The sequence below is a fragment of the Naumannella cuiyingiana genome (assembly GCF_013408305.1).
GTDB classification, from domain to species: domain Bacteria; phylum Actinomycetota; class Actinomycetes; order Propionibacteriales; family Propionibacteriaceae; genus Naumannella; species Naumannella cuiyingiana.
Genome location: NZ_JACBZS010000001.1, coordinates 3,280,094 through 3,302,906, shown reverse-complemented (window position 1 = coordinate 3,302,906; position 22,813 = coordinate 3,280,094). Strand labels below are relative to the sequence as shown.

At 71.4% G+C, this 22,813-nt stretch carries 23 protein-coding genes; 10 read left to right on the top strand and 13 right to left on the bottom strand.

Annotation, left to right across the window (positions count from 1 at the left end; genetic code table 11):
• Nucleotides 1-888 (top strand): CopD family protein, encoded by an 888-nt coding sequence (locus GGQ54_RS15530; RefSeq protein ID WP_179446182.1) that lies wholly within the window; start codon nt 1-3, stop codon nt 886-888.
• Between the two features lie 27 nt (nt 889-915).
• Here GGQ54_RS15530 and GGQ54_RS15525 read toward each other — a convergent pair whose 3' ends face one another.
• Genes GGQ54_RS15525 through GGQ54_RS15515 form a run of 3 tightly spaced genes read right to left on the bottom strand, consistent with a single transcriptional unit; the run spans nt 916 to nt 3,799 of the window.
• Nucleotides 916-1,842 (bottom strand): universal stress protein, encoded by a 927-nt coding sequence (locus tag GGQ54_RS15525; RefSeq protein WP_179446181.1) that lies wholly within the window; start codon nt 1,840-1,842, stop codon nt 916-918.
• A 49-nt stretch (nt 1,843-1,891) separates the two neighbouring features.
• Entirely contained in the window at nt 1,892-2,806 is a 915-nt protein-coding gene (locus GGQ54_RS15520) for a T3SS (YopN, CesT) and YbjN peptide-binding chaperone 1 (protein ID WP_246292661.1), read from the bottom strand.
• Nucleotides 2,807-2,815: 9 nt separating this feature from the next.
• Nucleotides 2,816-3,799, bottom strand: a complete 984-nt coding sequence (locus GGQ54_RS15515; RefSeq protein WP_179446180.1) for a hydroxymethylglutaryl-CoA lyase — start codon at nt 3,797-3,799, stop codon at nt 2,816-2,818.
• A gap of 83 nt (nt 3,800-3,882) precedes the next feature.
• Here GGQ54_RS15515 and GGQ54_RS15510 point away from each other — a divergent pair, with 83 nt between their 5' ends.
• Nucleotides 3,883-4,398, top strand: coding sequence for a ferritin (locus tag GGQ54_RS15510; RefSeq protein ID WP_179446179.1), 516 nt, complete (start codon nt 3,883-3,885; stop codon nt 4,396-4,398).
• A gap of 3 nt (nt 4,399-4,401) precedes the next feature.
• Here the strand turns inward: GGQ54_RS15510 and nrdR are convergent, their stop codons facing one another.
• Both nrdR and GGQ54_RS17230 read right to left on the bottom strand, forming a co-directional pair.
• A complete protein-coding gene (gene nrdR / locus GGQ54_RS15505) occupies nt 4,402-4,854 on the bottom strand; it encodes a transcriptional regulator NrdR (protein ID WP_179446178.1) in 453 nt (150 codons plus the stop codon).
• Nucleotides 4,855-4,905: 51 nt separating this feature from the next.
• Nucleotides 4,906-5,364 carry a DUF2752 domain-containing protein gene (locus tag GGQ54_RS17230; protein ID WP_218843896.1) on the bottom strand — a complete coding sequence of 153 codons (459 nt, stop codon included), beginning with the start codon at nt 5,362-5,364 and terminating at the stop codon, nt 4,906-4,908.
• Nucleotides 5,365-5,465: 101 nt separating this feature from the next.
• On the opposite strand from GGQ54_RS17230, the gene GGQ54_RS17495 reads away from it, so the two are divergent.
• Entirely contained in the window at nt 5,466-7,199 is a 1,734-nt protein-coding gene (locus GGQ54_RS17495) for an RDD family protein (protein ID WP_218843895.1), read from the top strand.
• A 114-nt stretch (nt 7,200-7,313) separates the two neighbouring features.
• Nucleotides 7,314-7,739: an alternative ribosome rescue aminoacyl-tRNA hydrolase ArfB gene (gene arfB, locus GGQ54_RS15490; protein ID WP_179446177.1), complete on the top strand. Its 426-nt coding sequence runs from the start codon at nt 7,314-7,316 to the stop codon at nt 7,737-7,739.
• 12 nt (nt 7,740-7,751) lie between these two features.
• Here arfB and GGQ54_RS15485 read toward each other — a convergent pair whose 3' ends face one another.
• Complete coding sequence (locus GGQ54_RS15485; protein ID WP_179446176.1) at nt 7,752-8,075, bottom strand: hypothetical protein; 324 nt, start codon at nt 8,073-8,075, stop codon at nt 7,752-7,754.
• A gap of 277 nt (nt 8,076-8,352) precedes the next feature.
• Here GGQ54_RS15485 and lexA point away from each other — a divergent pair, with 277 nt between their 5' ends.
• Complete coding sequence (gene lexA, locus GGQ54_RS15480; RefSeq protein ID WP_179446175.1) at nt 8,353-9,102, top strand: transcriptional repressor LexA; 750 nt, start codon at nt 8,353-8,355, stop codon at nt 9,100-9,102.
• Nucleotides 9,103-9,105: 3 nt separating this feature from the next.
• On the opposite strand, the gene GGQ54_RS15475 is transcribed toward lexA, so the two are convergent.
• The 4 genes from GGQ54_RS15475 to miaA all read right to left on the bottom strand — a co-directional run bounded on the left by GGQ54_RS15475 (nt 9,106) and on the right by miaA (nt 14,533).
• Complete coding sequence (locus GGQ54_RS15475) at nt 9,106-11,031, bottom strand: ATP-dependent DNA helicase (RefSeq protein WP_179446653.1); 1,926 nt, start codon at nt 11,029-11,031, stop codon at nt 9,106-9,108.
• Between the two features lie 167 nt (nt 11,032-11,198).
• Nucleotides 11,199-12,689, bottom strand: a complete 1,491-nt coding sequence (hflX, locus tag GGQ54_RS15470) for a GTPase HflX (RefSeq protein ID WP_179446174.1) — start codon at nt 12,687-12,689, stop codon at nt 11,199-11,201.
• Between the two features lie 88 nt (nt 12,690-12,777).
• A complete protein-coding gene (gene dapF, locus GGQ54_RS15465) occupies nt 12,778-13,608 on the bottom strand; it encodes a diaminopimelate epimerase (protein WP_179446173.1) in 831 nt (276 codons plus the stop codon).
• On the bottom strand, nt 13,601-14,533 hold the full coding sequence (gene miaA, locus GGQ54_RS15460; protein ID WP_179446172.1) for a tRNA (adenosine(37)-N6)-dimethylallyltransferase MiaA: 933 nt from the start codon (nt 14,531-14,533) through the stop codon (nt 13,601-13,603). Before miaA ends, dapF begins: the two co-directional genes overlap by 8 nt.
• Before the next feature lie 158 nt (nt 14,534-14,691).
• Here miaA and GGQ54_RS17780 point away from each other — a divergent pair, with 158 nt between their 5' ends.
• Entirely contained in the window at nt 14,692-14,931 is a 240-nt protein-coding gene (locus tag GGQ54_RS17780) for an antitoxin (protein ID WP_179446171.1), read from the top strand.
• A 107-nt stretch (nt 14,932-15,038) separates the two neighbouring features.
• Here GGQ54_RS17780 and GGQ54_RS15450 read toward each other — a convergent pair whose 3' ends face one another.
• Together GGQ54_RS15450 and miaB are read right to left on the bottom strand one after the other, a co-directional pair.
• Nucleotides 15,039-16,610, bottom strand: a complete 1,572-nt coding sequence (locus GGQ54_RS15450) for a hypothetical protein (RefSeq protein WP_179446170.1) — start codon at nt 16,608-16,610, stop codon at nt 15,039-15,041.
• Between the two features lie 54 nt (nt 16,611-16,664).
• Nucleotides 16,665-18,158: a tRNA (N6-isopentenyl adenosine(37)-C2)-methylthiotransferase MiaB gene (gene miaB / locus GGQ54_RS15445; protein ID WP_179446169.1), complete on the bottom strand. Its 1,494-nt coding sequence runs from the start codon at nt 18,156-18,158 to the stop codon at nt 16,665-16,667.
• A gap of 92 nt (nt 18,159-18,250) precedes the next feature.
• Between miaB and GGQ54_RS15440 the strand changes: the two genes are divergently transcribed.
• The 4 genes from GGQ54_RS15440 to GGQ54_RS15425 all read left to right on the top strand — a co-directional run bounded on the left by GGQ54_RS15440 (nt 18,251) and on the right by GGQ54_RS15425 (nt 21,510).
• Nucleotides 18,251-19,015 carry an amino acid ABC transporter ATP-binding protein gene (locus GGQ54_RS15440; RefSeq protein ID WP_179446168.1) on the top strand — a complete coding sequence of 255 codons (765 nt, stop codon included), beginning with the start codon at nt 18,251-18,253 and terminating at the stop codon, nt 19,013-19,015.
• Between the two features lie 46 nt (nt 19,016-19,061).
• Entirely contained in the window at nt 19,062-19,904 is an 843-nt protein-coding gene (locus GGQ54_RS15435; RefSeq protein ID WP_179446167.1) for a glutamate ABC transporter substrate-binding protein, read from the top strand.
• An 80-nt stretch (nt 19,905-19,984) separates the two neighbouring features.
• The gene (locus GGQ54_RS15430) at nt 19,985-20,668 is read left to right on the top strand and encodes an amino acid ABC transporter permease (protein WP_343045988.1); all 684 of its coding nucleotides are present in this window, start codon (nt 19,985-19,987) and stop codon (nt 20,666-20,668) included.
• Nucleotides 20,665-21,510 (top strand): amino acid ABC transporter permease, encoded by an 846-nt coding sequence (locus GGQ54_RS15425; protein WP_179446166.1) that lies wholly within the window; start codon nt 20,665-20,667, stop codon nt 21,508-21,510. Before GGQ54_RS15430 ends, GGQ54_RS15425 begins: the two co-directional genes overlap by 4 nt.
• 45 nt (nt 21,511-21,555) lie before the next feature.
• Here GGQ54_RS15425 and GGQ54_RS15420 read toward each other — a convergent pair whose 3' ends face one another.
• Nucleotides 21,556-22,767, bottom strand: a complete 1,212-nt coding sequence (locus GGQ54_RS15420; RefSeq protein ID WP_179446651.1) for a cysteine desulfurase-like protein — start codon at nt 22,765-22,767, stop codon at nt 21,556-21,558.
• Nucleotides 22,768-22,813 lie beyond the last annotated feature (46 nt).

The window sequence follows — 22,813 nt, the reverse complement described above, 5'->3', positions numbered from 1 at the left end:
ATGCTGAGCGATGACCTGATCCTGTTCCTCACCGGGTGCGTGCGGATGTTGATCTATCTCGGGTTCGTGCTGTGCGCCGGGATCGCCCTGTTCTGGGCGGTGGTCTGGCCCGCCGGCCAGGCACTGCGCCGCCTGGTCGCGCTGGCCGCCGCAGGCATCGTGCTCCTCGCCGCCGGCACCATCGCCTCCCCGGCGGTGCAGATGGTGCTGGCCGGCCGGCCGTACGCCGAGGTCGTCGCGCCGGGGTCGGGGGCGTGGCTGCTGGTCCGGCTGGCCGCACTGTGCGTCGCCGGATTCTACGGTCCCGAGCTGGTCGCGCAGCCGATCCGGGGGCGACGGCGCGTGATCACCCTTGTGCTGGTCGGGGTGGTCGCGCTCTCGCTGGTCGCCCAGTCCAACGCGGTCCAGCCGCCGTGGATGGTGATCAAGGTGATCGCCACCGCCGGCCACCTGCTGGCCACCGGGGCGTGGCTGGGCGGCTTGGTGGTGCTCGCCGCGGTGCTCATTCCGAGCGACCTGACCGCCGACCTCGACGAGGTGATCCCGCGGTTCTCGGCGCTGGCGACCGTGGCGATCGCGACGCTCGCGGTCACCGGCACGGTGCACGCGCTGGCGATCGCCGGCGGCCCGGTCGAGCTGCTCACCTCGTGGTACGGGCTGGTGTTGTTGATCAAGATGGGGGTCTTCGGCGCGATGCTGCTCCTCGGCAACCACGGTCGCCGCTATGCCCGAGCAGTCGTCTTCCGGCTGCGCCACCTGGGTGCGGGCGGCACCACCCTCGCGCGTACTCGGCTGCACACCCTGGGCGTCACGCTCGGCGCCGAGGTCGGTCTCGCGCTCGCCGTGCTCGGCTCGACCGCGATCCTCGTCGCCGTGGCCCCGAGCTGATCGCCGCGAGCTGATCACCCCGGGCGGTCAGCGGCGCGCGTGCCGGACCAGCGCCAGCGGCGCCTCGGCGTGCGCCATCACCGCCCGGATGGTGCCGCCGGGCGACACGCCCGGTACGCCGAGCCCCTGGACGCCGAGCACCAGCAGGTCCACCTCGCGGGTGCGGGCGAGCAGTTCGTCGACCGGGTGCGAGCGAACGACGCGCAGCTCGGTCTCGGTGCCGGGGAACTCCGCCTCGAACGGGGCCAGCAGCGCCCGCGTACCCTCCTCCGCCGCGACCGACTGTTCGGCGGCGCGCCGCTCGACCTGGGCATCGTCGGCGAAGAACGGCCGATTCACCTCGAAGGCGTGCACCGCCAGCACCCGCGCCCCGCGGCGGGTCGCCTCCACGAACGCATAGCGCAGCGCCTCCTTGGACCGGTCGGTGTTGTCGATGCCGACCCCGATCACGCCCTTGCCGCCCGTCCGTTCCGGATTGGTCGCCGCCGAGACCATGATCACCGGACACTGCCCGGAACCGGCCAGGCTGACGCTGGTCGAGCCGACGAACAGCCGCTCCAGCCCGCTCTTCGCGCGCCGGCCGACGACGACGGTGTGCGCGTGGTCGCTCAACCGGCACAGCACCGCGGCCGAATTGCCCAAGAAGACCTCCGAGCGCACCCGTTCGGGGGCGATACCCTGCTCGATCGCATAGACGCGGGACTGGTCGGCCACCTCGGCTCCGGCATCGGCGAGCATCGTGGGGTCGTAGGTGACTCCCCAGGCACCGGCGAGGATGGAATCGTCGATCGCGTGGGCGATCAGCAGGTCCTTGTCCCAGTTGTTGGCCTCGCGCAGGGCGTACCGCACGGCGCGCAGGCTGTCCTCGGAACCGTCGACGCCGACCACCACCGCGCCGGCGACCACCTGATCGTCGGGGTAGCGGCCGTCCGGGCCGTCATCCTTGGCGTTCATGATCGACTCCCTTCCTGCTCGTCGGGTCCTGCTCGTCGGGCACTTCGGCTCAGGTCTCTTCGAAGGTGGTACGCCCGCGCAGCTTCGTCGCCAACTCGCTGTCGATCCCGTCGGCGACCTCGCCGAGCATCCGGACGGCCTGCTGCAGGTGGGCCGGAACGAACGGATGCGCCATCACCGACATCGTGGCGAACACGCGGTCGCGGACCAACTGGAACTTCACGGTACGCGCCTCCGTGTTCAGGTCGCTGAGGACCTCCATGGCGCGCGATCGACCCTCCACGTCGTGCACCACCGACGCGAACAAGACGACCTCGCGGCCGTCTGCCGAGGAGCGCAGGAACAACATCGTGGACCCGATCCGGATCGCGAAGTCGCCCTCGGAGTCGATCACCGGCGGGTGACCGAACATCTCCTGCAGCTCCTCCGACACCATGTCGTTGAGGTGTTCGATGCTCACCGGCACGACGGCCTTGACGTCCTCGACATCGAACTCGGTCTCGCCCGTCAGGGCCTTGCGCGGGGTCAGGATCTCCGCGAGATGGTCCGGGGACAAGAACACCGGATGCATGATCCCGTAGACATCGCGCAGCGCACCGACGGTGATCTGCGCCAACCGGACGGAGTCCTCCTGGGGCAGCTCGATCCAGAAGTTCGGGGTCGGGCGTTCGCCGTCGGCGCTGGGCGGCTGCCAGCCGAGACGCTCCATCGCATCCAACTCGTCGGCAGTCAGTTGGAAGCTCTCGCCCAGCCGGGCGTTGCTCGCCGCCTCGGCCCGCAGCACGTCGCGGTTCACCGAGCTGAACGACACGAAGGGCACCTCGTCGCTGCCCGCGGCGACGCTGCTGATCGACAGATCGGCGGTGTCGTCCATCATCGAGATCACCTCGGCGAGGCGGTCGGTGAACGCGTCCCAGGACTGTTGCGTGCTCCGATCGAGGTCGAAGTCTTCGTACTCGCCCACGTGCCGAACCTAGCGCACGGTCGAGCCGTGCGGCGCGAGCGCACGCGCGACCGCCGACGGCGCCGGCCGGCCGAGCTGACCGGCCATCTCGGCGCTGACCCGGGCCAGCGCCGGGAGATCGACGCCGGTGTCGATGCCGACCCCCTCCAGGAACCAGACCAGATCCTCGGTCGCGAGGTTCCCAGTCGCCGATTCGGCGTACGGGCAGCCGCCCATGCCGCCCGCCGAGGAGTCGAATGTCCGGACGCCGGCGAGCAGTCCGGCCTGGACATTGGAGACGGCCTGACCGTAGGTGTCGTGGAAATGCAGGCCCACCTGCTCGAGTCCGATGCCGGCATCGGTGACGGCCCCCAGCAGCCGGTGCACCCCGCCGGCGGTCGCGACGCCGATGGTGTCGCCCAGGCTGACCGAGTCGCAGCCCATGGCCAGCAGCTCGGCCGCGATGCCGGCCACCCGTGCCGGCTCGGTCGGCCCCTCCCAGGGATCTCCCCAACACATCGACAGATACCCGCGCACGGGCAGCCCGTCGGCCCTGGCCGCGGCGGCGACCGGGGCGGCCATCGCGAGCACCCCGGCCAGGTCACGGTTCCAGTTCCGCATCGCGAAGCTCTCGGTAGCGGACGTGAAGACCTCGATACTGCGGGCGCCGGCCGCGAGAGCCCGCTCCAGGCCACGCTCGTTCGGGACGAGCACCGGCAGTTCGACGCCGCGCTCGCCCAGGTCTGCCACCGCGCGCAGCACCTCCTCGGCGTCGGCGAGCTGCGGGACCCATCGGGGCGAGACGAACGAGGTCGCCTCGATGCAGCGCAGCCCCGCATCGGCCAGGCCCCGGATCAGGGCGATCTTGCTCGCCGGCGGCAAGATCTCCCGCTCGATCTGCAGGCCGTCACGCGCCCCCACCTCGACGATCCGCACCCGGGTGCCGGCCTCCAGCCCGGGCAGCGACGCCGGATCTGCGGGTCGACTCGGTGGTTGCGTTGCCGCGGGATCCATGGCGGCGATGCTACGCCCGGCGCGGGTGTAGGTGAGGCTGCGCGCTCTGGAGGACGCCGATGCGCTCCAGTAGCGTTCCCGCCATGAAGCTCTCGTCCGAACTCACCGACGCCTTCAACGATCAGATCACCCTGGAGTTCGAGGCCTCGATCACCTACCGCCAGCTCGCGATCGAGCTGGAGATCCGCGATCTTCCGGGCATGGCGCTGTGGCTGCGGCACCAGGCCGACGAGGAGATCATGCATGCCAACAAGTTCATCGACTATGTCGCGGCCCGCGACAATCACCCGCAGATCGGCGCGGTCGGCGCCCCACAGGTCGCCGTGTCGGAGGTGCTGGACGTGTTCCGGGCCGCGTTGGCGCACGAGGAGCGCGTGTCGGAGTCGATCCGCCAGTTGTACAAGAAGTGTGAGGAGGCGGGTGACCTCGAGTCGCGGCCGCTGTTGGACTGGTTCTTGTCCGAACAGGTCGAGGAGGAGGCGACGATCCGCGAGATCGTCGGTCGCCTGGAGCTCAACGACGGCGACGGCGCGGGCCTGCTCCGCCTGGACGAGGAGCTCGGCCGTCGCCCCGCCGCGCCCACCGAGGCCGCCGGCTGATCGTCAGCCGTCGGCGCCCGTCCGCAGGCGGTCGATCTCGGCGGCGAAGTCGTCGACCGAGTTGAACTGCCGATAGACGCTGGCGAAGCGCAGGTACGCCACCCGGTCCAGCTCGCGCAGCGGGCCGAGGATCGCCACGCCGACCTCGTCGGCGGGGATCTCGGCCTGCCCCGAGGCCCGGAGCGCGGCCTCGACCTGCTCGCCGAGGCGGGCGAGATCCTCATCGGCGACGGGCCGGCCCTTGCAGGCCTTGCGTACCCCGCTGATCACCTTGTCCCGGTTGAACGGTTCGACCACGCCCGAGCGCTTGCGCACGCCGAGCTGGATCTGCTCGACGGTGCTGAACCGGCGTTCGCAGTTCGGGCACTGCCGGCGGCGGCGGATGCTGCCGCCGTCGTCCGCGGTGCGGGAGTCCAGCACCCGCGAATCGGGGTGCTGACAGTAGGGACAGTGCACGGGGGCCTTCCTTGCCGCGGGTCGCTGTTGGCGCGGTGAGTCTAGATCAGGTCAGAAGCCGACCACGTTGCGCGCGACCGCGTACCCGGTGGCCAGCGCGAGACCGACGGGCAGCCAGTGGCGCGCCAACCACCCGCGGGCATCGCGCCCCGGCCACGGCGCAGACGCGCGGCCCCGGATCAGCTCGGCTGCCCATCCGAGGGTACGCAGCCCGACCAGGACGAGCACGATCAGCAGAGCGGGATTCGCGGCGAAGGCGGCGACCGGATCGCCGCGCAGCAGGGCGGCGCCCATCCGGGTGCCGCCGCACAGCGGGCAGCGCCACCCGGTCAGGGCCAGGAACGGGCACGGCAGGCCGATCCCGGTCGCGCCGAATGCAAGGCTGAGCGCCAACCCCACGCCGGCGAACCCGGCCACCGCGGCCAGACCCGCCCGGGCGCGGCCGACCCGGCGGTGAGCGGGGCCGGGGCCCGCGGGCCGCCACCCGGCCGGCTGATGTCGAGGCGCCACCCGCCCAGTATGGGCCCGTCATCCGGTATGGGCCCGTCATCACTGACAGGTAGCACGGTCGGGCTCTAGACTCCGGGTGACCTATCGACGAAGGAGCAAGCATGACGAGCCAGAATCCGGGTTGGGGCGACCAGTCCGGCAAGGATGAGCCCGGCAGCAGCAGTTATCGCCCCGGGAACGGTGGTAGCCCGGACAACGAGTCCGATGCACCCAACGACGCCTCGTCGAGCGGGACCTATGGCCAGTCGCCGGCCTATGGTCCCGGGTCGTCGTCCTACGGGCAGGGAGAGCAGAATCCGTCCGCGGGTCCCTACGGGCCGGCCGGTCAGGGATCGAGCCAGCCGCCGGGGAGTTTCGGCCAGCAGTACGGCGGCCAGTCCCCCTACGGCGAGCAGCCCGGTGGCGGCAGCCAGCCCCAGTACGGGAATCAGCAGTACGGGAACCAGCAGTACGGCAACCAGCAGTACGGCAACCAGCAGTACGGGCAGGAGCCCGGCGAGCAGTCGCCGACCGCGGGTGGGTACGGCCAGAACTCGTACAGCCAGAACCCCTACGGCCAGAGCCCGGGCGACCAGAGCGCCGGGAACCAGGGCTACGGGAACCAGGGCGCCGGGAACCAGGGCTATGGCGCCTCCGCCTACGGGCAGGACGCCGAGCCCGGGTCATCCTCATCCGGGTCGAGCAGCTACGGGCAGAGCGCTTCGGGAGGCTCAACCTCCTCCGCCGACCAGTCGGACCCCGGCGAGACTGGCTACGGACAGCCCGGCCAGTCCGGCTACGGGCAATCGAGCTACGGCCAGTCGAGCTACGGGCAGCCCGCCGACTCCGGCCAGTCCGGTTATGGTCAGTCGGGCTACGGCCAGCCCACCGACTCCGGCCAGTCCGGTTATGGCCAGTCCGGCTACGGCCAGCCCACCGACTCGGGCCAGTCCAGCTACGGGCAGTCCGCCGACTCCGGCCAGTCCGGCTACGGTCAGTCGAGCTACGGGCAGTCCGCCGGCTCGAGCCAGTCCGGTTACGGGCAATCCAGCTACGGCCAGCCCACCGACTCGGGCCAGTCCGGTTACGGGCAATCGAGCTACGGGCAGTCCGCCGACTCCGGCCAGTCCGCCTATGGCCAGCCCGCCGATTCCGGCCAGTCCGGCTACGGCCAGTCCGCCTACGGGCAGTCGAGCTACGGGCAGCCGGGATACGGCGAGCAGGCGGGGGGCTATCAGCAGCAGGGGTACTCGGCGTACCCGGCGGCTCCCGCGTCCGGTGCCTTCGCGCCGTGGGGCAAGCGTGCGCTCAACTGGCTCATCGACCTGTTCCCGCTGGTGCTGGTCGGCACGATCCTCAATGTGGTCAACAACAATGCCGCCATGTCGGGCGAGTCGGCAGGTCCGGCCGGCATCGTGCTGTTGATCTTGTGGCTGCTGGCCGCCGGTTGGGCCATCTACAGCCGCTGGATCAAGGGCGGTTCGACCGGTGTCTCGGTCGGCCGCCAGGTGGCCGGCACCAAGCTGATCGGCGCCGAGACCGGTCAGCCGATCGGCGTCGGGATGACGATCGTCCGCGACATCGCGCACATTGTCGATTCGCTGATCTGCTACATCGGCTGGCTGTTCCCGCTGTGGGACCAGAAGCGACAGACCATCGCCGACAAGATCATGAAGACGGTGGTGGTCGACAACGCCGGCGGCGCCCAGACCGGTCCGGACAATCGTGACCAGACCGCGCTGCCCGCGCAGGGTGACTGGGGCCAGGGCACCCAGCCCTCCCAGACCGACTGGAACCAGGGCGGCCAGCAGGGCCAGTCCTCCCAGACCGACTGGGGCCAGCAGGGCCAGCGCTGATTCCGCAACCGCAGACGAGGGTGGTGTCCGCCGGGATGCCGCCCTCGCCTGCGTTTCCGGCCGCCGCCGATATTGCGCAGGCGTAGCGGGCACAGGCCGTGTCATGCTGCGGGGGTGGTGGACGACCTCGTGGTGACCGACCGGCTGGTGATCCCCGCCGCGGAGTTGCGCGAGCGATTCTCCCGAAGCTCCGGTCCGGGCGGTCAGGGCGTCAATACGAGCGATTCGCGGGTGGAGCTGACATTCGACGTGGCCGGATCGCCCTCGATCCCCGCCGGCCTCCGCGACCGGGCGCTCGCCCGGCTGGCCTCGAGGCTGGTCGACGGTGAGCTGACGATCGCGGCAAGCGAGCATCGCGGCCAGCTCGCCAATCGGCGAGCCGCGCGCGAGCGGCTCGCCCACCTGCTCCGGGAGGCCATCGTCCCACCGGCGCCACACCGCAGGCCGACGAGGCCGACCGCCGGCTCACGCGAGCGCCGGCTGGCGGCCAAGAAGCGGCGCGGCGAGATCAAGAAAGGCCGGGGAGCGGTCGAGCACTGACGTGGTGTCGGATCACGGCAGGGCGAGGATGCCCGCCACCGTCACACCGATGCAGACCAGCGCAGCGACGCCCAGCACGCCGGCCACCGCCAGCAGCACCGCGAGCCCGCGGTCGGTCAGTCGCCAGGTGGCGGGAACCGGAGCCGCCGCCACGACACAGCCCCGGGCCGGAACCCTGGCGGCGGCCGATCCGGCCCGACGCGCGGGATGAGCCTGCGGGCCGCGCCGATCGCGCCGCGGCCGACGGGGCCGGGCAGGGGCCGGGGTCCGGGCCGGACGCAGCGCGCGCTCGGTGAGCGAGGGGCGCGGGGTGAGCTCGAAGGTGCTGGTGGTCATGGTGGCCTCCGTGGGAAGTGGTCCGAGGCGGGTCGAACGTGTGTTCGATCCTTGTCTAGTGGGACCCGCGACCGAACGCAAGCACATTTCGCACATCCGTTCGATCGTGTCGCGCAGCGCGCCGTTCCAGTCGCGTACCGCGCCGTTCCATCGGGTCATGACCTCAGCCAAACAGTCGGGTCTGACACCCTCCGGGTCGAGGCACTCGGCGACCGGCTGCGCGACACGCTCGAACAGTTGTTTGATTGACCTCCCCCGCTGCCCTAACGTTCGCCTCATGGCAGCGAGCACCCCATCCAGGCCGGCGCCCCAACGCGGTGCGGGTCGCCCGACGCGCGCCGCGGTCGCGTCGCAGCTCGGCACCGATCTCGACGGCCCGCCCGATGCCGACGGTCTCACCCCGCGGCAGCGGCGGGTGCTCGAGGTGATCCAGGAGTCGGTGCAGCGGCGCGGCTATCCGCCGAGCATCCGCGAGATGGGCGAGGCTGTCGGCCTGGCATCGTCGTCGTCGGTCGCCCACCAGCTCAAGGTGCTGGAGGCGAAAGGATTCCTGCGCCGCGACCCGAATCGCCCGCGGGCCCTGGAGGTGTTGTTGCCGGGCGCCGCGGACGAGTCCGTGGTCGACCCGACGGGCATCGGGGATGCGATGCCGGACGCCGTCTCGGTGCCGATCGTCGGCCGGATCGCCGCCGGCGGTCCGATCCTGGCCGAGGAACGCATCGAGGATGTGTTCCCGCTGCCCAAGCAACTGGTCGGCGAGGGCACGCTGTTCCTGCTCCAGGTCTCCGGCGACTCGATGGTCGATGCGGCGATCTGCGACGGCGACTGGGTGGTGGTGCGCCAGCAGCCCGACGCCGTCAACGGGGACATCGTGGCCGCGCTGCTCGACGACGAGGCGACGGTGAAGACCTTCAAGCGGATCGACGGGCAGGTCTGGCTGTTGCCGCACAACCCCGCCTACCGCCCGATCGACGGGACGCACGCCTCGATCCTGGGCAAGGTCGTCGCCGTGCTCCGCCGGGTCTGAGCGCTACGGTCGCTCGCCCGACCTGCCCTGCTGCAGCCGGCGCAGCGCCGCGACGGCGACCTCCCGGTCGCGCGTCGTCCACATCGGCGGCATCGACGCCCGCAGATAGGAGCCGTAGCGGGCGGTGACCAGGCGCGGATCGAGGACCGCGACCACTCCTCGGTCGGTGATCCGCCGGATCAGCCGACCGGCCCCCTGCGCCATCAGCAGCGCCGCATGGGTGGCGGCCACGCTCATGAACCCGTTGCCCCCCGCCTCGGCGACCGCGCGCTGCCGGGCCTGCATCAGCGGGTCGTCGGGTCGCGGGAACGGCAGCTTCTCGATGATCACCAGCTCGCAGGTGTCGCCGGGGACGTCGATGCCCTGCCACAAAGAGAGGGTGCCGAACAGCGAGGTCTCGGGCTCGGCGACGAAGCGCCGGGTCAGCTCGCCGAGTTGCGCATCCCCCTGGCACAAGATCGTGTGCTCCGGCAGTTGGCGCCGCACGTGCACCGCGGCGGCCTCGGCCGAGCGTTGCGAGGCGAACAGGCCGAGGGTACGCCCGCCGGCGGCCCAGACCAGTTCGGCCACCTCGGTCAACGTCGGCGGGGCAATCCCGTCCCGGGTCGGCGCGGGCAGGCCGGAGGCGACGTAGAGGATGCCCTGGCGGCCGTAGTCGAACGGCGACCCCACATCGAGGCCGCGCCACTCCCCCTCGTCGAGCTCGGCGCCTTCCTCGTCGGCGCGCAGCCCGACCGAGCCGGCCATCGGCCCGAAGCCGCCGCCGAGCTTCAGCGTCGCCGAGGTCAACACCGTCGGATGCTCATCGAGCACCCGGGAGCGCATCAGTCCGGCGACCGAGAGGGGCGCCACCCGGACGTCGCGGCCGAAGCGCTCCGAGTCGGTCACCCAGACGACGTCGTTCTCCGCCAGCGCCGCTACCCGTTCGGCGATGTCGTGGATCTCCTGCACCGCGGCGGCAGCCTGGCGCCGGTCGGGCTCGGGGTCGCGACCCCGGGTCAGCGCGCTGACCAGCCGCCGGGCCACATCGCGTACCCGCTGCGCCGCCGCGACCACCGCCGCGTCCTCGCTCTCCACCCGTCCGGGGGTCGCGTCGTCCAGCGCGACCCGCAACTCGTCGGCGGTCTCGGTGAACTCCAGGGCAAGATCGTCATCGACGAAGCCGGCGGCGCGCCGGCCGACCCGCTCCACGGCGGCCGGGGCAAGCTCGACGGACGCGGCGCCGGTCACCCGGGCGGTCAGTTCGTGTGCCTCGTCGATGATCAGTTGATCATGCTCGGGCAGTGCGGTGCCGCCGTGCATCGCGTTGATCGCGAGCAACGCGTGGTTGGTGACCACGAGCTGGGCGCCACGGGCCTGTTCGCGCGACTTCTCGACGAAGCATTCCTCGCCATAGGGGCAGCGCTGGGCACCGAGGCATTCGCGGACCGGCACCGAGACCTGGGCCCAGGCCCGCTGCGTGTGGCTCGGCGCGTCATCCCGGTCGGCGACGCCTCCGCCCTCGAGCTCGGACTCGGCCCACTCGCGCAGCGCGAGCACCTCCCCACCCAGCTCGGACTCGGGGGTGCGCCGGCTCTGTGGGATGCCGGCGGTGAGGTCGGCAGCAGAGATCAGGGCCGACTGGTCGTCGACCGCCCCGTCGCGGACCTTGAGCAGACACGCATAGTTGGACCGGCCCTTGAGGATCGCGTGTTTCGGTCGCCGGCCGGTCACCTTGGCCACGGCCTCCACCGCCGCGGGGATGTCGGATCCCGCCAACTGCGCCTGCAGCGCCAGGGTCGCGGTGGCGATCACGATCCGGGCGTCGCGATGCTCGGACAGGTACGCCAGCGCGGGCGCGAGATAGCCGAGCGACTTGCCCGTCCCGGTGCCGGCCTGGACCAGCAGGTGCCGACCGGATTCGAGCGTCTCGGCGACGGCCCCGGCCATCGCCTGCTGGCCGGGGCGCTCCGCGCCGTCGATGCCCTCGACCGCCGCCTCGAGGATCTCGCGCGGCAGATCGCGCGGCTCGGGCTCCTCGGTCACCGCCCCACCCTACGCGGCGGCGACGGGCCGGCTCGCGGTTGCGGGCGGCCGTGTCGCGACGGCGTACCCGCTCAGGCGTCGACCGACCGGTAGGGCTCCAGCTCGGCGGCCAGCTCGGGATAGACCCGCGCCCGGACCCGCGTACCGTCCGGCGTGTGCTCGGCGTCGATCAACTCGCCGTGCTGATGGATCTTGTTGATCAGGTCCCCGCGCTCGTAGGGCACCAGGGCGGCCACCTCCGCCTCCGGCCGGGGCAGCCCCGCCCAGACCCGCTCGCGCAGCTCGGCGATCCCCGCGCCGGTCCGGGCGGACACGAACACGGCATCCGGATGGGCGGTACGCAGGGCCGTCAGCGTCGCCTCGTCGGCCCGGTCGGTCTTGTTGATCACCAGCAGTTCGGGCAGCCGGCCCGCTCCGATCTCGGCGAGCACACCGCGCACAGCCGAGATCTGGCCCGCGGGGTCCGGGTCGGACCCGTCCACGACGTGCAGCAGCAGGTCGGCGGTGGCGGATTCCTCCAGCGTCGAGGCGAAGGCCTCCACCAGGTCGTGCGGGAGATGCCGGACGAACCCGACGGTGTCGGTCAGCGTGAACTCGCGCCCGTCCTGGGCCTCCGAGCGCCGGGTGGTCGGGTCCAGCGTGGCGAACAGCGCATCCTCGACCAACACCCCGGCGCCGGTCAGCCGGTTCAGCAGGCTCGACTTGCCGGCATTGGTGTAGCCCACGATCGCCACCGACGGCACCTTGTTGCGCTCGCGGTTGGCGCGCTTGGTCTGCCGGGTCACGTCCAGTTCGCGCAGCTTCACCCGGAGCTGGGCGATCCGGTGGTTGATCCGGCGCCGGTCGGTCTCCAGCTTGGTCTCGCCGGGACCGCGGCCACCCATGCCGGCACCGCCCGACGCCCGGCCGCCGACCTGCCGGGACAGGTTTCCGCCCCAGCCGCGCAGCCGCTGCTTGAGGTAGTTGAGCTGGGCCAGCTCGACCTGCGTCTTGCCCTCCACGGACTTGGCGTGCTGGGCGAAGATGTCGAGGATCAGCATGGTCCGGTCGATCACCTTGACCTTGACCCGGTCCTCCAGATTGCGCAGTTGCGCCGGGGCGAGCTCGCCGTCGCAGACCACGGTGTCGGCACCGGTGGCGACCACGATCTCGCGCAGCTCCGCGACCTTGCCGCGGCCGATGTAGGTCGCGGGATCGGGTTTGCCGCGGCGCTGCACCACGCCCTCCAGGACCTGCGATCCGGCGGTCTCCGCGAGCAGCTTCAGCTCGGCCATGGCATTGTCGGCATCGACCTGCGATCCGGTCGTCCAGACGCTGACCAGGACCACCCGCTCCAGCCGGAGCTGGCGGTACTCGACCTCGGTGACATCGGCGAGCTCGGTGGACAGACCGGCGACGCGGCGCAAGGAGTTGCGCTCGGCCAGATCGAGCTGGTCCCCGTCGAAGTTCTCGGGATCGTCGGGCGAGAGGTCGTCGATCGGATCGTCGGGGTCGGCGAGATCGGCGGGGATGAACTCGTCGGCGGCCGACTCCTCGGGCAGGTGGTGTGCAGCGTTCGTCATCTTCGACCAAGAATCGCACACCGCACCAAGGCCCGCGAACGATTTGCGCGACCTCGCCCAGAGCGCGGGCGCGGATCGGCGGCGCCGCTCAGGCGGCCGCGCGATCCGGCAACTGGACCTCCCCGCGGGCGACGATCTCCGCGGGGCCGGCCAGGCTGGCGCGACCGTCGGCGAGTTCGACCTCGACGGTTCCGCCGGGGACATCCACCCGCCAGCGCGGACGCTCGTCGCCCGTGCGGTACGCCGTCGCGGCGGCGGCCGCCACGGTTCCGGTGCCGCAGGAACGGGTTTCCCCGACGCCGCGCTCGAAGACCCGCATCGCGATCCGCCCGGGCTCGACCAGCGAGACGAACTCGATGTTGACCCCGTGCGGATAGGCGGTGTCGGGCTGCCAGGCCGGGGCGGTGCGCAGATCCAGGCGGGACAACTCGCCCGGCTCGACGACGGCGTGGGGGTTGCCGACGTCCACCGTCAGCGCCGGCCAGTCCTGGCCCCCGACGCCCACGCGTACGCCGTCCTCGGCGACCGTGACCGCGCCCATCTCGACGCGCACCCACTGATTCGGCAGCAGCTCGGCCGACAGCAGACCGTTGCGGGTGGCGATCGGGATCCGCTCCCCCATCGCCAGCCCCTCCTCCACCAGGTAGCGGGCGAACACCCGCACCCCGTTGCCGCACATCTCCGCGACGGAACCGTCGGCATTGCGGTAATCCATGAACCACACGTCCGGATCGCCGTCCCAGTCCTCGACATAGCCGGCGCGGACGACCCGCAACACGCCGTCCCCGCCGATCCCGGCTCGCCGGTCGCAGAGGAATCGGACCTCGTCGGGAGTCGGGTCATACATCTGGTGCCGGTCGTTGATGATCACGAAGTCGTTGTGGGTCCCGTGTCCCTTCGCGAAAGGCCAGCTACGCATGATCCCAGTGTTGCGCATCGGCGAGGATGCGCGATGCCAGGTCGGGATCGAGTGCGGGGTACCAGCGGATGCGCGGATCGCGGCGGAACCAGCCGAGTTGCTTGCGGGCGAAGCGGCGGGTGGCGGCGATCGTCGCGCCGCGCGCCTCGTCCTCGGTCAGCTCGCCGGCGAGGTGGCGCAGCAACTGCGAGTAGCCGAGCGCCCGGGAGGCGGTGGGGGTGTCCGCGAGGCCGTCGGCGGCGAGTCGGCGTACCTCCTCGACGAAGCCGTCCGCCCACATCCGCTCGACGCGATCGGCGATCCGGCGATCCAGCGCGTCGCGGTCGATCTCGAGGCCCAACTGCGCGACGGCGGGCAGGGCGTAGCGCGGCGGCGGGAGCCGTCCGGAGACCGCGGCGCCGAGCTCGTGCAGCTCCAACGCGCGGACGATCCGGCGCCCGTTGCCCGGCAGGATGCGCGCCGCGGCACCCGGCGCGCGTAGGGCCAGCTCCCGGTGCAACGCCGGTGCGCCGACCCTCGCCAACTCGCTCTCCCAGCGGGCCCGCACGGCGGGATCGGTGCCGGGGAAGTCGAACTCGTCGACGATGGCGCGCACGTACAGGGCCGAGCCACCGGCGAGGATCGGCAGCACCCCACGATCGCGCAGGGCGCCGATCCGGTCGCGCGCCAGGCGCTGGAAGTCCGCGACGGCCGCCGGTTCGTCCGGATCGAGGATGTCGATCAGGTGATGCGGTACGCGGGCCTGCTCGTCGCGGGTGGGCTTCGCGGTGCCGATGTCCATCCCGCGGTAGACGAGCATCGAGTCGGCATTCACGATCTCGGCCGGCCGGCCCGCCGCCGACAACCGCTCCGCCAGCGCGATCGCCAGGCCGCTCTTACCGCTGGCGGTCGGCCCGTTCAGGACGAGCAGCGGGGGCGTGGACACGCCTCGAAGTATTCCAGTGCCGCTTCCCGCGGGTCGCCGGAAGTTCCCGAGCCGTTCACCCCATGGGGTCCTTTACGCGACGCGGCGACCCCAGCATGATGGGCGGTGCGGTCGTCATCGCGGCCGCGCCGTCAGTACCCAACCGAGGAAGGAATCTGATGGGCATCTTCGACAAGGCCAAGGATCTCGCCGGGCAGAACCCCGACGCCGTGAATCAGGGCATCGACAAGGCCGGTGACTTCGTCGACCAGCAGACCGGCGGCAAGTTCGCCGGACAGGTCGACCAGGGCCAGGAGTTCGCGCGCGGCCAGTTCGGTGGCGAGGCGCAGCCCGAGGGCGCGCCGCCGGCCGACCAGCCGCCGGCCGACCAGCCGCCGGCGGACCCGCCACAGCAGTGACGGCCGCCTGACGCGTTCGGACACGCGTCGGCGCGACAGCTCGCGGGGTCCCACCGAACGGTGGGACCCCTTCCACGTTCTCGGCCCGGTGCGCGCCCGGGCGGCGATCAGGCGGTCGGCCAGTACGCCGACGCACCCGCCGATCCGGCGGTCGCCGATGCGGTCGCGGGCGGCGTCAGGCGGGATCGCAGTTCGCCGGCGGCGGCGGCGGTCGCGACCGCGCGGCGGCGCGCCGCCTGATCGGCGGCGGCCGCCTGCCCCCGCGCCTCGTCCACCTCACGATCGAGTCGCCGGCGTTCCTCGCTCGCCGAGTCCAGCGCGATCCGCCGGCGATTCCGGCGCACCGCGGCCCAGCCCGCCAGCCCGAGCGCCGCGAGAACCGCGAGCACCCCACCGAACGGCTGCCGGAGGACGAACAAGACGATCGCGAACACCAGCGCCGCCGCGGCTGCGGCGAGGAGCGGGACGACCCGCGCCGGAGCCACGTCGGCCGCCATCCGCGACCGGGCCTGCGCGACCTGCTCCTCGTCGACACTGTCGGCGGTGATCGTGATCGAGGTTCCGTAGCTGCGCAGCACGACCGCGGTCGGCTCCGGATCCGCCGGCCCGGCGCGATCGAGCCAGGCAGCGAGCGGGCGAGCAGCCACCCCGACCAGGACGCGGCGTACCTGCGGATCGGTGTTCGGATCGGCGATCGCCGAGCGGACGGCCTCGGCCGCCGACACCCGTTCCGGCTCGGGAATCGCCTGCGCCGCCGGATGCTCCACGATCCCGCGCAGCTCACGGGCCCGCGCCAGCAGCGGCGCCTCCTCACCGTGCCCGCGGCCGACGATCTCGGCGACCGCGCCGCGCAGCCGAGCGCGGACGGCGTCGGAGCGTTCGGCGTCCGGGTCCGAGGCCGCCTGCCCCGAGCCCGCCTGCCCCGGGGACGGGTCGGCACGGCCCGGCGCGTCCGGCGCAGCGGCGGTGTCGGCATCGATCAGGCGGACCAACGCCGTGATCTGGTCGGGGTCGGTCCGCCCGAACCCCCCGAGCCAGGCGTCCCAGTTCTCCGCCGGGTCGGCCTCGACGGCATCGCGCAGCGCCGTCAGGTCGGGTCGCGGGCCGAAATCGCCGAGGGCGACAGCGTCCAGCACGGCCGCCTGGTGCGGGCTGAGCGTGCCGTCGCTGGCCAGCACCGCGCCGAGCCTGTCGGCGGTCTCGGCGCCGCGGCCGAGCGCGCCGAGGGTCGCCACCCAGAACAGTTCGAAGTCGCCGCCGCCGAGCCGCGCGGCCTCCGCCTCGACGGCGGCATCGGGCGTACCGCCGGAGCGCGCGATCACCGCATTGCAGCCGTGGACCAGCCAGTAGCCGCCGTCGCCGACGGCCAGCGGCGGGGCGCTGCGCCCGGAGCCGAGCGCGTCGATCGCGCGCAGCGCATCCAGCCGCGCGCGTGAGGTGTCGGGAAAGGCGGCGAGTTGTTCGCGCACATCGCCGAGTTCGACGTAGGCGTCGAAGGCGCGGCTGAGCGCGGCGATGCGTTGTTCGAGACTGCCCTGCAGTGCGGTCAGCTCGCTGCGCAGCCGGCTGGTACGCCGCTCCGCCGCCGCGGCCTCGACCGCCGCGTTCTCCAGGCCCTCGCGCAAGATCTGGTCGCGCCCGTATTCGCTCGCGAACCACCAGTTCCAGTCATTGGACATGGGCGACATCCTGACCGACCAAGGGGGCGATCGGGCAGCCGCGGCCCGCGGCTGTCAGAGCGCGCCGCAGGCCGGCCCGGACGCCGGCTCGGGCGCTGGGCGGCCGATCCCCGGCATGCCCAGCCCGACCGCGCGCGTCGGCTCGGCGGTGCGGGCGGCCCAGGCGTCGCCGCCACGGGTCCGCCGCAGCCCGCTGATCCCGGCGTCGGCGGTCAGGTGATGGGGCGCAGCACGGCTGATCCGCGCGTGCGCGATGTCGCCCGGGCGGGGCCGCAGCGCCGGATCCTCGGGCACCGCCACATGCACCAGCCGATTGTCGCGGGCGCGCCCCGACATCCGCGCGGTCGCGGCGTCCTTGCGCCCCTCCCCGTCGGCGAACATCACCTCGACGGTCTCGCCGACCAACGCCTTGTTCTCCGACCACGCGATGTCGTCGACCAGGGCCACCAGCCGCTCGTAGCGCTCCTGGACGACCGCCTTCTCGACCTGGTCCGGCATCGTCGCGGCGGGCGTACCGGGCCGCTTGGAGTACTGGAAGGTGAACGCCGCGGCGAACCGCGCGCGCTCTGCCACCCGCAGGGTCTCGGCGAAGTCGGCCTCGGTCTCGCCGGGAAAGCCGACGATGATGTCGGTGGTGATCGCGGCATGCGGGATGGCCTCGCGCACCTCGTCGATGATCGCCAGGTAGCGCTCCTGCCGGTAGGAGCGCCGCATCGCCTTCAGCACCGCCGACGACCCCGACTGCAGCGGCATGTGCAACTGCGGCATCACGTTCGGGGTCTGCGCCATCGCGGCGATCACGTCGGAGGTGAAGTCCTTCGGATGCGGGCTGGTGAACCGGACCCGCTCCAGGCCGTCGATCTCGCCGCAGGCCCGCAGCAGCTTGGCGAACGCCTGCCGGTCACCGAACTCCACGCCGTAGGCGTTGACGTTCTGGCCGAGCAGCGTGATCTCCTGCACCCCCTCGGCGACCAGCGCCTCGATCTCGGCGAGGATCTCGCCGGGCCGCCGGTCGGTCTCCTTGCCGCGCAGCGCCGGCACGATGCAGAAGGTGCAGGTGTTGTTGCAGCCCACGCTGATCGACACCCACGCGGCGTAGGCCGAATCGCGCCGGGTCGGCAGGTCGGAGGGAAACGTCTGCAGCGCCTCGACGATCTCGACCTGGGACTCCTGCTGCACCCTCGCCCGCTCCAGCAGCACCGGCAGCGCACCCACATTGTGGGTGCCGAAGACGACATCGACCCAGGGTGCGCGATCGGTGATGGTGTCGCGGTCCTTCTGTGCGAGGCAGCCGCCGACGGCGATCTGCATGCCCGGTCGCGCCTGCTTGGTCGGCAGCAGATGGCCGAGATTGCCATACAGCCGGTTGTCGGCGTTCTCCCGGACCGCGCAGGTGTTGAAGACCACCACGTCCGCGTCCTCGCCGTCGGCGGCGCGGGCGTACCCGGCGTCCTCGAGCAGTCCGCCGATCCGCTCGGAGTCGTGCACATTCATCTGGCAGCCGTAGGTGCGGACCTGGTAGGTGCGCGGCGTGATGGTGGTCGTCATGGCAGCACAGATCCTACGAGCGGCGCCGAACGTAATCGAATCTCAACCATTACCGGGCGCAATCGGCGGCCCCGCTGCCCTAGGGTCACCCCATGACCTCCGAGCCCACCGCGCCGACCGGCGAGCCCTTGGTCGTGCTCGATCAGGTGAACAAGCATTTCGGTTCGCTGCACGTGCTGCAGGACATCGATCTCACCGTCAATCGCGGCGAGGTGGTCGTCGTGATCGGGCCATCGGGCTCGGGCAAGTCCACGCTGTGCCGCACGATCAACCGCCTGGAGACGATCGACAGCGGGACGATCACGCTGGACGGCAAGGCGCTGCCCGCGGAGGGCAAGGCGCTCGCCCGGCTGCGCGCCGACGTCGGGATGGTGTTCCAGCAGTTCAACCTGTTCGCCCACAAGAGCGTGCTCGACAATGTGACGCTCGGACCGACCAAGGTACGCCGCAAGAGCACGAGCGAGGCCAACAAGCGCGCCATGGAGCTGCTGGATCGCGTCGGCGTCGCCAACCAGGCGCAGAAGCTGCCGGCCCAGTTGTCCGGCGGCCAGCAACAGCGCGTCGCGATCGCGCGGGCGCTGGCGATGGAGCCGAAGGTGATCCTGTTCGACGAGCCGACCTCGGCGCTGGACCCCGAGATGGTCAACGAGGTGCTCGACGTGATGATCGATCTGGCGAAGGCCGGGATGACCATGGTCGTGGTGACCCACGAGATGGGCTTCGCGCGCAAGGCCGCCAATCGTGTCGTGTTCATGGCCGACGGCCAGATCGTCGAGGAGAACACCCCCGAGGAGTTCTTCACCAATCCGCAGTCCACCCGCGCCAAGGACTTCCTCGGCAAGATCCTCACCCACTGACCGCCGAACCCCCTACCGACCCGTGTCGAGCAACCGGAGGAAACCAATGAAGACGAAAAAGTTGTTGGCCGCGGCCGCCGCGACCGCCGCGGTCGCCCTCGCCGCCGCCGGCTGTGTCAGCCAGCCGGGCGCCGCCCCGGGCGGGGCGAGTGGCGGCGAGTCCGTCACGATCGGCATCAAGTTCAACCAGCCCGGCCTCGGGTTGAAGGAGGGCAACGACTTCTCCGGGTTCGATGTCGAGGTCGCGCGCTATGTCGCCAAGGAGCTCGGCTACAGCAATGTGAACTTCGTCGAGTCGCCCTCGGCCCAGCGCGAGACGATGCTGCAGGGCGGGCAGGTGCAGATGATCTTCGCCACCTACTCGATCACCGATACCCGTAAGGAGAAGGTCTCCTTCGGCGGGCCGTACTTCGTGGCCGGCCAGGATCTGCTGGTGCGCTCGGACAATACCGACATCACGGGTCCGGATTCGCTGAACGGCAAGAAGCTGTGCTCGGTCACCGGCTCGACGCCGGCGCAGAAGATCAAGGACGAGTACGCCGACCAGGTGGACCTGCAGGAGTTCCCCGACTACGCGACCTGCGTCACGCAGTTGGTGAACGGCGGCGTGGATGCCGTCACCACCGACGACGTGATTCTCGCCGGCTTCGCCGCCCAGCCGCAGTACGAGGGCAAGATCAAGGTGGTCGGCAAGCCGTTCAGCGAGGAGCGCTACGGCGTCGGCATCAAGAAGGGCGATGTCGAGCTCTGCAACAAGATCAATTCCGCGATCACCAAGATGGTCGACTCCGGTGGGTGGCAGACCGCGCTGGACAAGACGGTCGGCACCTCGGGCTTCAAGCCGAACGCCGAGTACAACCCGCCGAAGCAGATGGACGCCTGTTCCTGATCAGATGACACAGCGCCACGCCGGTGCCCGCGGCAACTCGTTCGCGGGCATCCGGCGCGGCACCAGTCACGGGAGGTGACGTGGAGGGACTGGCCGAGGCGATCGCTCAGTTCGATGTGCTGGGAGCGTTCTGGCTCACCATCAAACTGTCCGCCGCGACCATCGTCGGTGCCGGCATCATCGGGCTGGTGATCGCCGTGATGCGGGTGGCCCCGTCGTCGGTGATGCGGGCGATCGGCGGAGCGTACGTCTTCATCTTTCGCAACACCCCGCTGACCTACCTGATCACGCTGCTCTACATCGGCTTCGCGGTCACCCTGGGGTTGCAGCCGCTCGGCCCGGGGGCCGACTTCACCGCCCAGACGTTCTTCTGGGCGACCATCGGCCTGTCGCTGTACCACGCGGCCTATGTGTGCGAGGCGTTGCGCTCCGGCATCAACACCGTGCCGCCCGGTCAGGCGGAGGCCGCCCGGACCATCGGGCTGGGCTTCTTTGCGGCACTGGGCCTGGTGATCTTGCCGCAGGCGCTGCGCGGCGCCCTGGCGCCGCTCGGCAACACCTTGGTGGCGCTGATCAAGAACACCACGGTGGCGGCCGCGATCGGCGTCGTCGGCCCGTCGGTCGTGATGCAGCAGATGATCGAGTTCCGGCCTGACCTGGGGTTGTGGATCTTCCTGATCGTCGCGATCGGCTTCGTCATCCTGACGCTGCCCGTCGGCGCGTTGTTCACCTGGTTGTCCCGCAGGCTGGCGGTGCAGCGATGAGCGATGTACCCGTGCTGTTCGATGTTCCCGGTCCACGGGGCCGGCGCCTCAATGTTGTCCTCGGCGTGGTGGCCGTGGCGCTCGCCGCCGGCGCGGTCGGCTGGGTGATCTGGTTGATGCGCGCCCAGCTCGGCCCGGAGATGTGGCAGCCCTTCACCGAGCCGAGCACCTGGCTGTACTACGTGATTCCGGGTCTGATCAACACGCTGCAGGCAGCGTTGATCTCCGTGGTGTTGGCGTTGCTGCTCGGGATCGCGCTCGGCATGGGGCGGGTGTCCACGGTGCCCGCGATCCGGGTCGTCTGCGGGGTCTTTGTGGAGTTCTTCCGCAGCGTGCCGGTGCTGGTGCTGATGGTCTTCTTCTACACCACCTTTCTGTTCAGCGGCCTGGTGTCCGGTCCGATGCTGCCGCTGCTGGGCGTCGTCTGCGGCCTGGTGCTCTACAACTCGACCGTGATCGCGGAGCTGGTCCGGTCGGGGGTGGGGTCGCTGCCGCGAGGCCAGCGCGAGGCCGGCCTGACGGTCGGCCTGACCGAGGGGCAGACGCTGCGGGCGATCTTGTTGCCGCAGGCGATCACCGCGATGCTGCCGTCGCTGCTGAACCAGCTTGTGGTCATCCTCAAAGACACCGCGCTCGGCTACATCATCACCTACCCCGAGCTGCTGCGTAGCCTGCAGACGCTCGCCAGCGGCCGCAGCAACCTGATCGTCTCCTTCCTGGTCGGAGCCGCCATCGTGATCGTGCTCAACTTCGGCCTGACCAGCCTGGCGACGGCCGTGCAGCGGCGGCTGTCGCGCCGAGGGCGCGCGCCGAAACAGGAAGCGGTCGCCCAGGAGGTCTGACCTGCACGGGGGCGACCGAGCCGCGGCGCCGCGCCGCGAGCAGCGTCAGCTCGTCGCGGTGGCGAGGGCCCGGACGAGCCGCTCGACCTCGGCCGCGTCGTTGTAGGGCGCGAAGCCGATCCGCAGGCCGCCGGCGTCGCGCAGTCCGAGCCGGTGGCTCGCCTCCCAGGCGTAGAAGTGGCCCGCGGGCGCCTGGATCCGTTCGCCGGCGAGTTGCTGTGCCACCTCGGCGGCGGAGATCTCGTCGAAGATCAGCAGCGTGGTCGGGGTGCGATCGGCCGCACGCGACAGATTCGTGACGCCCGGCAGGTCGGGCAGCGCCTCGAGCAGTTGCATGGCGAGCGCGTCCTCGTGCTGCTCGGCAGCGGCGAGCGAGACATCCAGCCGCTCCGACCGGGTTCCCGTGGCCGCGTCGTCCAGACCGGCCAGCCAGTCGGCCACCGCCGGCAGCCCCGCCAGCAGCTCGTACGGCAGCGTACCCAGCTCGAACCGCTCGGGAACGATGTCCGGCGACGGCAGCAGCTTGTCCGGCCGCAGCTCGTCGATGGCGTCCGGGGCCGCGGTCAGGACCCCGAGGTGCGGCCCGCACAGCTTGTAGGGCGAGGTCGTCAGCGTGTCCGCCCCGAGAGCTGCGAGATCGACCCGGCGGTGCGCCGCCAGGTGCACCGCGTCGATGTGTACGTGCGCGGCCACCTCGTGACCGATCCGGACCAGGGCGGGCAGGTCCGGCACCGTGCCGATCAGGTTCGAGGCGCCGGGCAGCGCGACCAGGACGGTGTCCTCGGTCACCACCTTGCGCAGATGCTGCGGGGTCAGCTCCCCCGATTCGGGATCGAAGTCGCAGAACCGGACCGTGGCCCCGGCCCGCTCGGCCGCGATCACCCAGGGCCGGATGTTCCCGTCGTGATCGAGCCGGGTGACCACCACCTCGTCGCCGGGCGCCCAGCCGAAGGCGAGGGTTCGGGCCAGGTCGAAGGTCAGCATGGTCGCCGAGCGCCCGAAGACGACTCGTTCCGGCGCGGCACCGAGCAGGTCCGCCATCGCGGCCCGGGCCTCGATCGTGATCCGCTCCGCATTGCGTCCACCCTCGGTGAGAGTCGTCCGGTTCGACAAGGGCGCGGACATCGCCGCCACCATCGCCTCGATCACCGGCGCCGGAAGCTGCGTACCCCCCGGAGAGTCGAAGAAGGCCGGGCCACCGGCCAGCGCCGGGATCTCGGAACGGATGCGTTCGATGTGGTACGCCACGGCGAACATCGTCACACAGGAGGGCGGCAGCCCGCCCGCGGCCCACCGGCGCTGC

What these genes read in the sequence shown, in the direction of transcription:
- hflX (WP_179446174.1), bottom strand. Translation starts at nt 12,689, where the DNA reads ATGACGAACGCTGCACACCACCTGCCCGAGGAGTCGGCCGCCGACGAG.
- GGQ54_RS15530 (WP_179446182.1), top strand. Translation starts at nt 1, where the DNA reads ATGCTGAGCGATGACCTGATCCTGTTCCTCACCGGGTGCGTGCGGATG.
- GGQ54_RS17780 (WP_179446171.1), top strand. Translation starts at nt 14,692, where the DNA reads ATGGGCATCTTCGACAAGGCCAAGGATCTCGCCGGGCAGAACCCCGAC.
- GGQ54_RS15440 (WP_179446168.1), top strand. Translation starts at nt 18,251, where the DNA reads ATGACCTCCGAGCCCACCGCGCCGACCGGCGAGCCCTTGGTCGTGCTC.
- GGQ54_RS15475 (WP_179446653.1), bottom strand. Translation starts at nt 11,031, where the DNA reads ATGGCCGGGGCCGTCGCCGAGACGCTCGAATCCGGTCGGCACCTGCTG.
- GGQ54_RS15420 (WP_179446651.1), bottom strand. Translation starts at nt 22,767, where the DNA reads ATGTTCGCCGTGGCGTACCACATCGAACGCATCCGTTCCGAGATCCCG.
- lexA (WP_179446175.1), top strand. Translation starts at nt 8,353, where the DNA reads ATGGCAGCGAGCACCCCATCCAGGCCGGCGCCCCAACGCGGTGCGGGT.
- dapF (WP_179446173.1), bottom strand. Translation starts at nt 13,608, where the DNA reads ATGCGTAGCTGGCCTTTCGCGAAGGGACACGGGACCCACAACGACTTC.
- GGQ54_RS17495 (WP_218843895.1), top strand. Translation starts at nt 5,466, where the DNA reads ATGACGAGCCAGAATCCGGGTTGGGGCGACCAGTCCGGCAAGGATGAG.
- GGQ54_RS15485 (WP_179446176.1), bottom strand. Translation starts at nt 8,075, where the DNA reads ATGACCACCAGCACCTTCGAGCTCACCCCGCGCCCCTCGCTCACCGAG.
- GGQ54_RS15425 (WP_179446166.1), top strand. Translation starts at nt 20,665, where the DNA reads ATGAGCGATGTACCCGTGCTGTTCGATGTTCCCGGTCCACGGGGCCGG.
- GGQ54_RS15435 (WP_179446167.1), top strand. Translation starts at nt 19,062, where the DNA reads ATGAAGACGAAAAAGTTGTTGGCCGCGGCCGCCGCGACCGCCGCGGTC.
- GGQ54_RS15450 (WP_179446170.1), bottom strand. Translation starts at nt 16,610, where the DNA reads ATGTCCAATGACTGGAACTGGTGGTTCGCGAGCGAATACGGGCGCGAC.
- GGQ54_RS15515 (WP_179446180.1), bottom strand. Translation starts at nt 3,799, where the DNA reads ATGGATCCCGCGGCAACGCAACCACCGAGTCGACCCGCAGATCCGGCG.
- GGQ54_RS15510 (WP_179446179.1), top strand. Translation starts at nt 3,883, where the DNA reads ATGAAGCTCTCGTCCGAACTCACCGACGCCTTCAACGATCAGATCACC.
- miaB (WP_179446169.1), bottom strand. Translation starts at nt 18,158, where the DNA reads ATGACGACCACCATCACGCCGCGCACCTACCAGGTCCGCACCTACGGC.
- GGQ54_RS15525 (WP_179446181.1), bottom strand. Translation starts at nt 1,842, where the DNA reads ATGAACGCCAAGGATGACGGCCCGGACGGCCGCTACCCCGACGATCAG.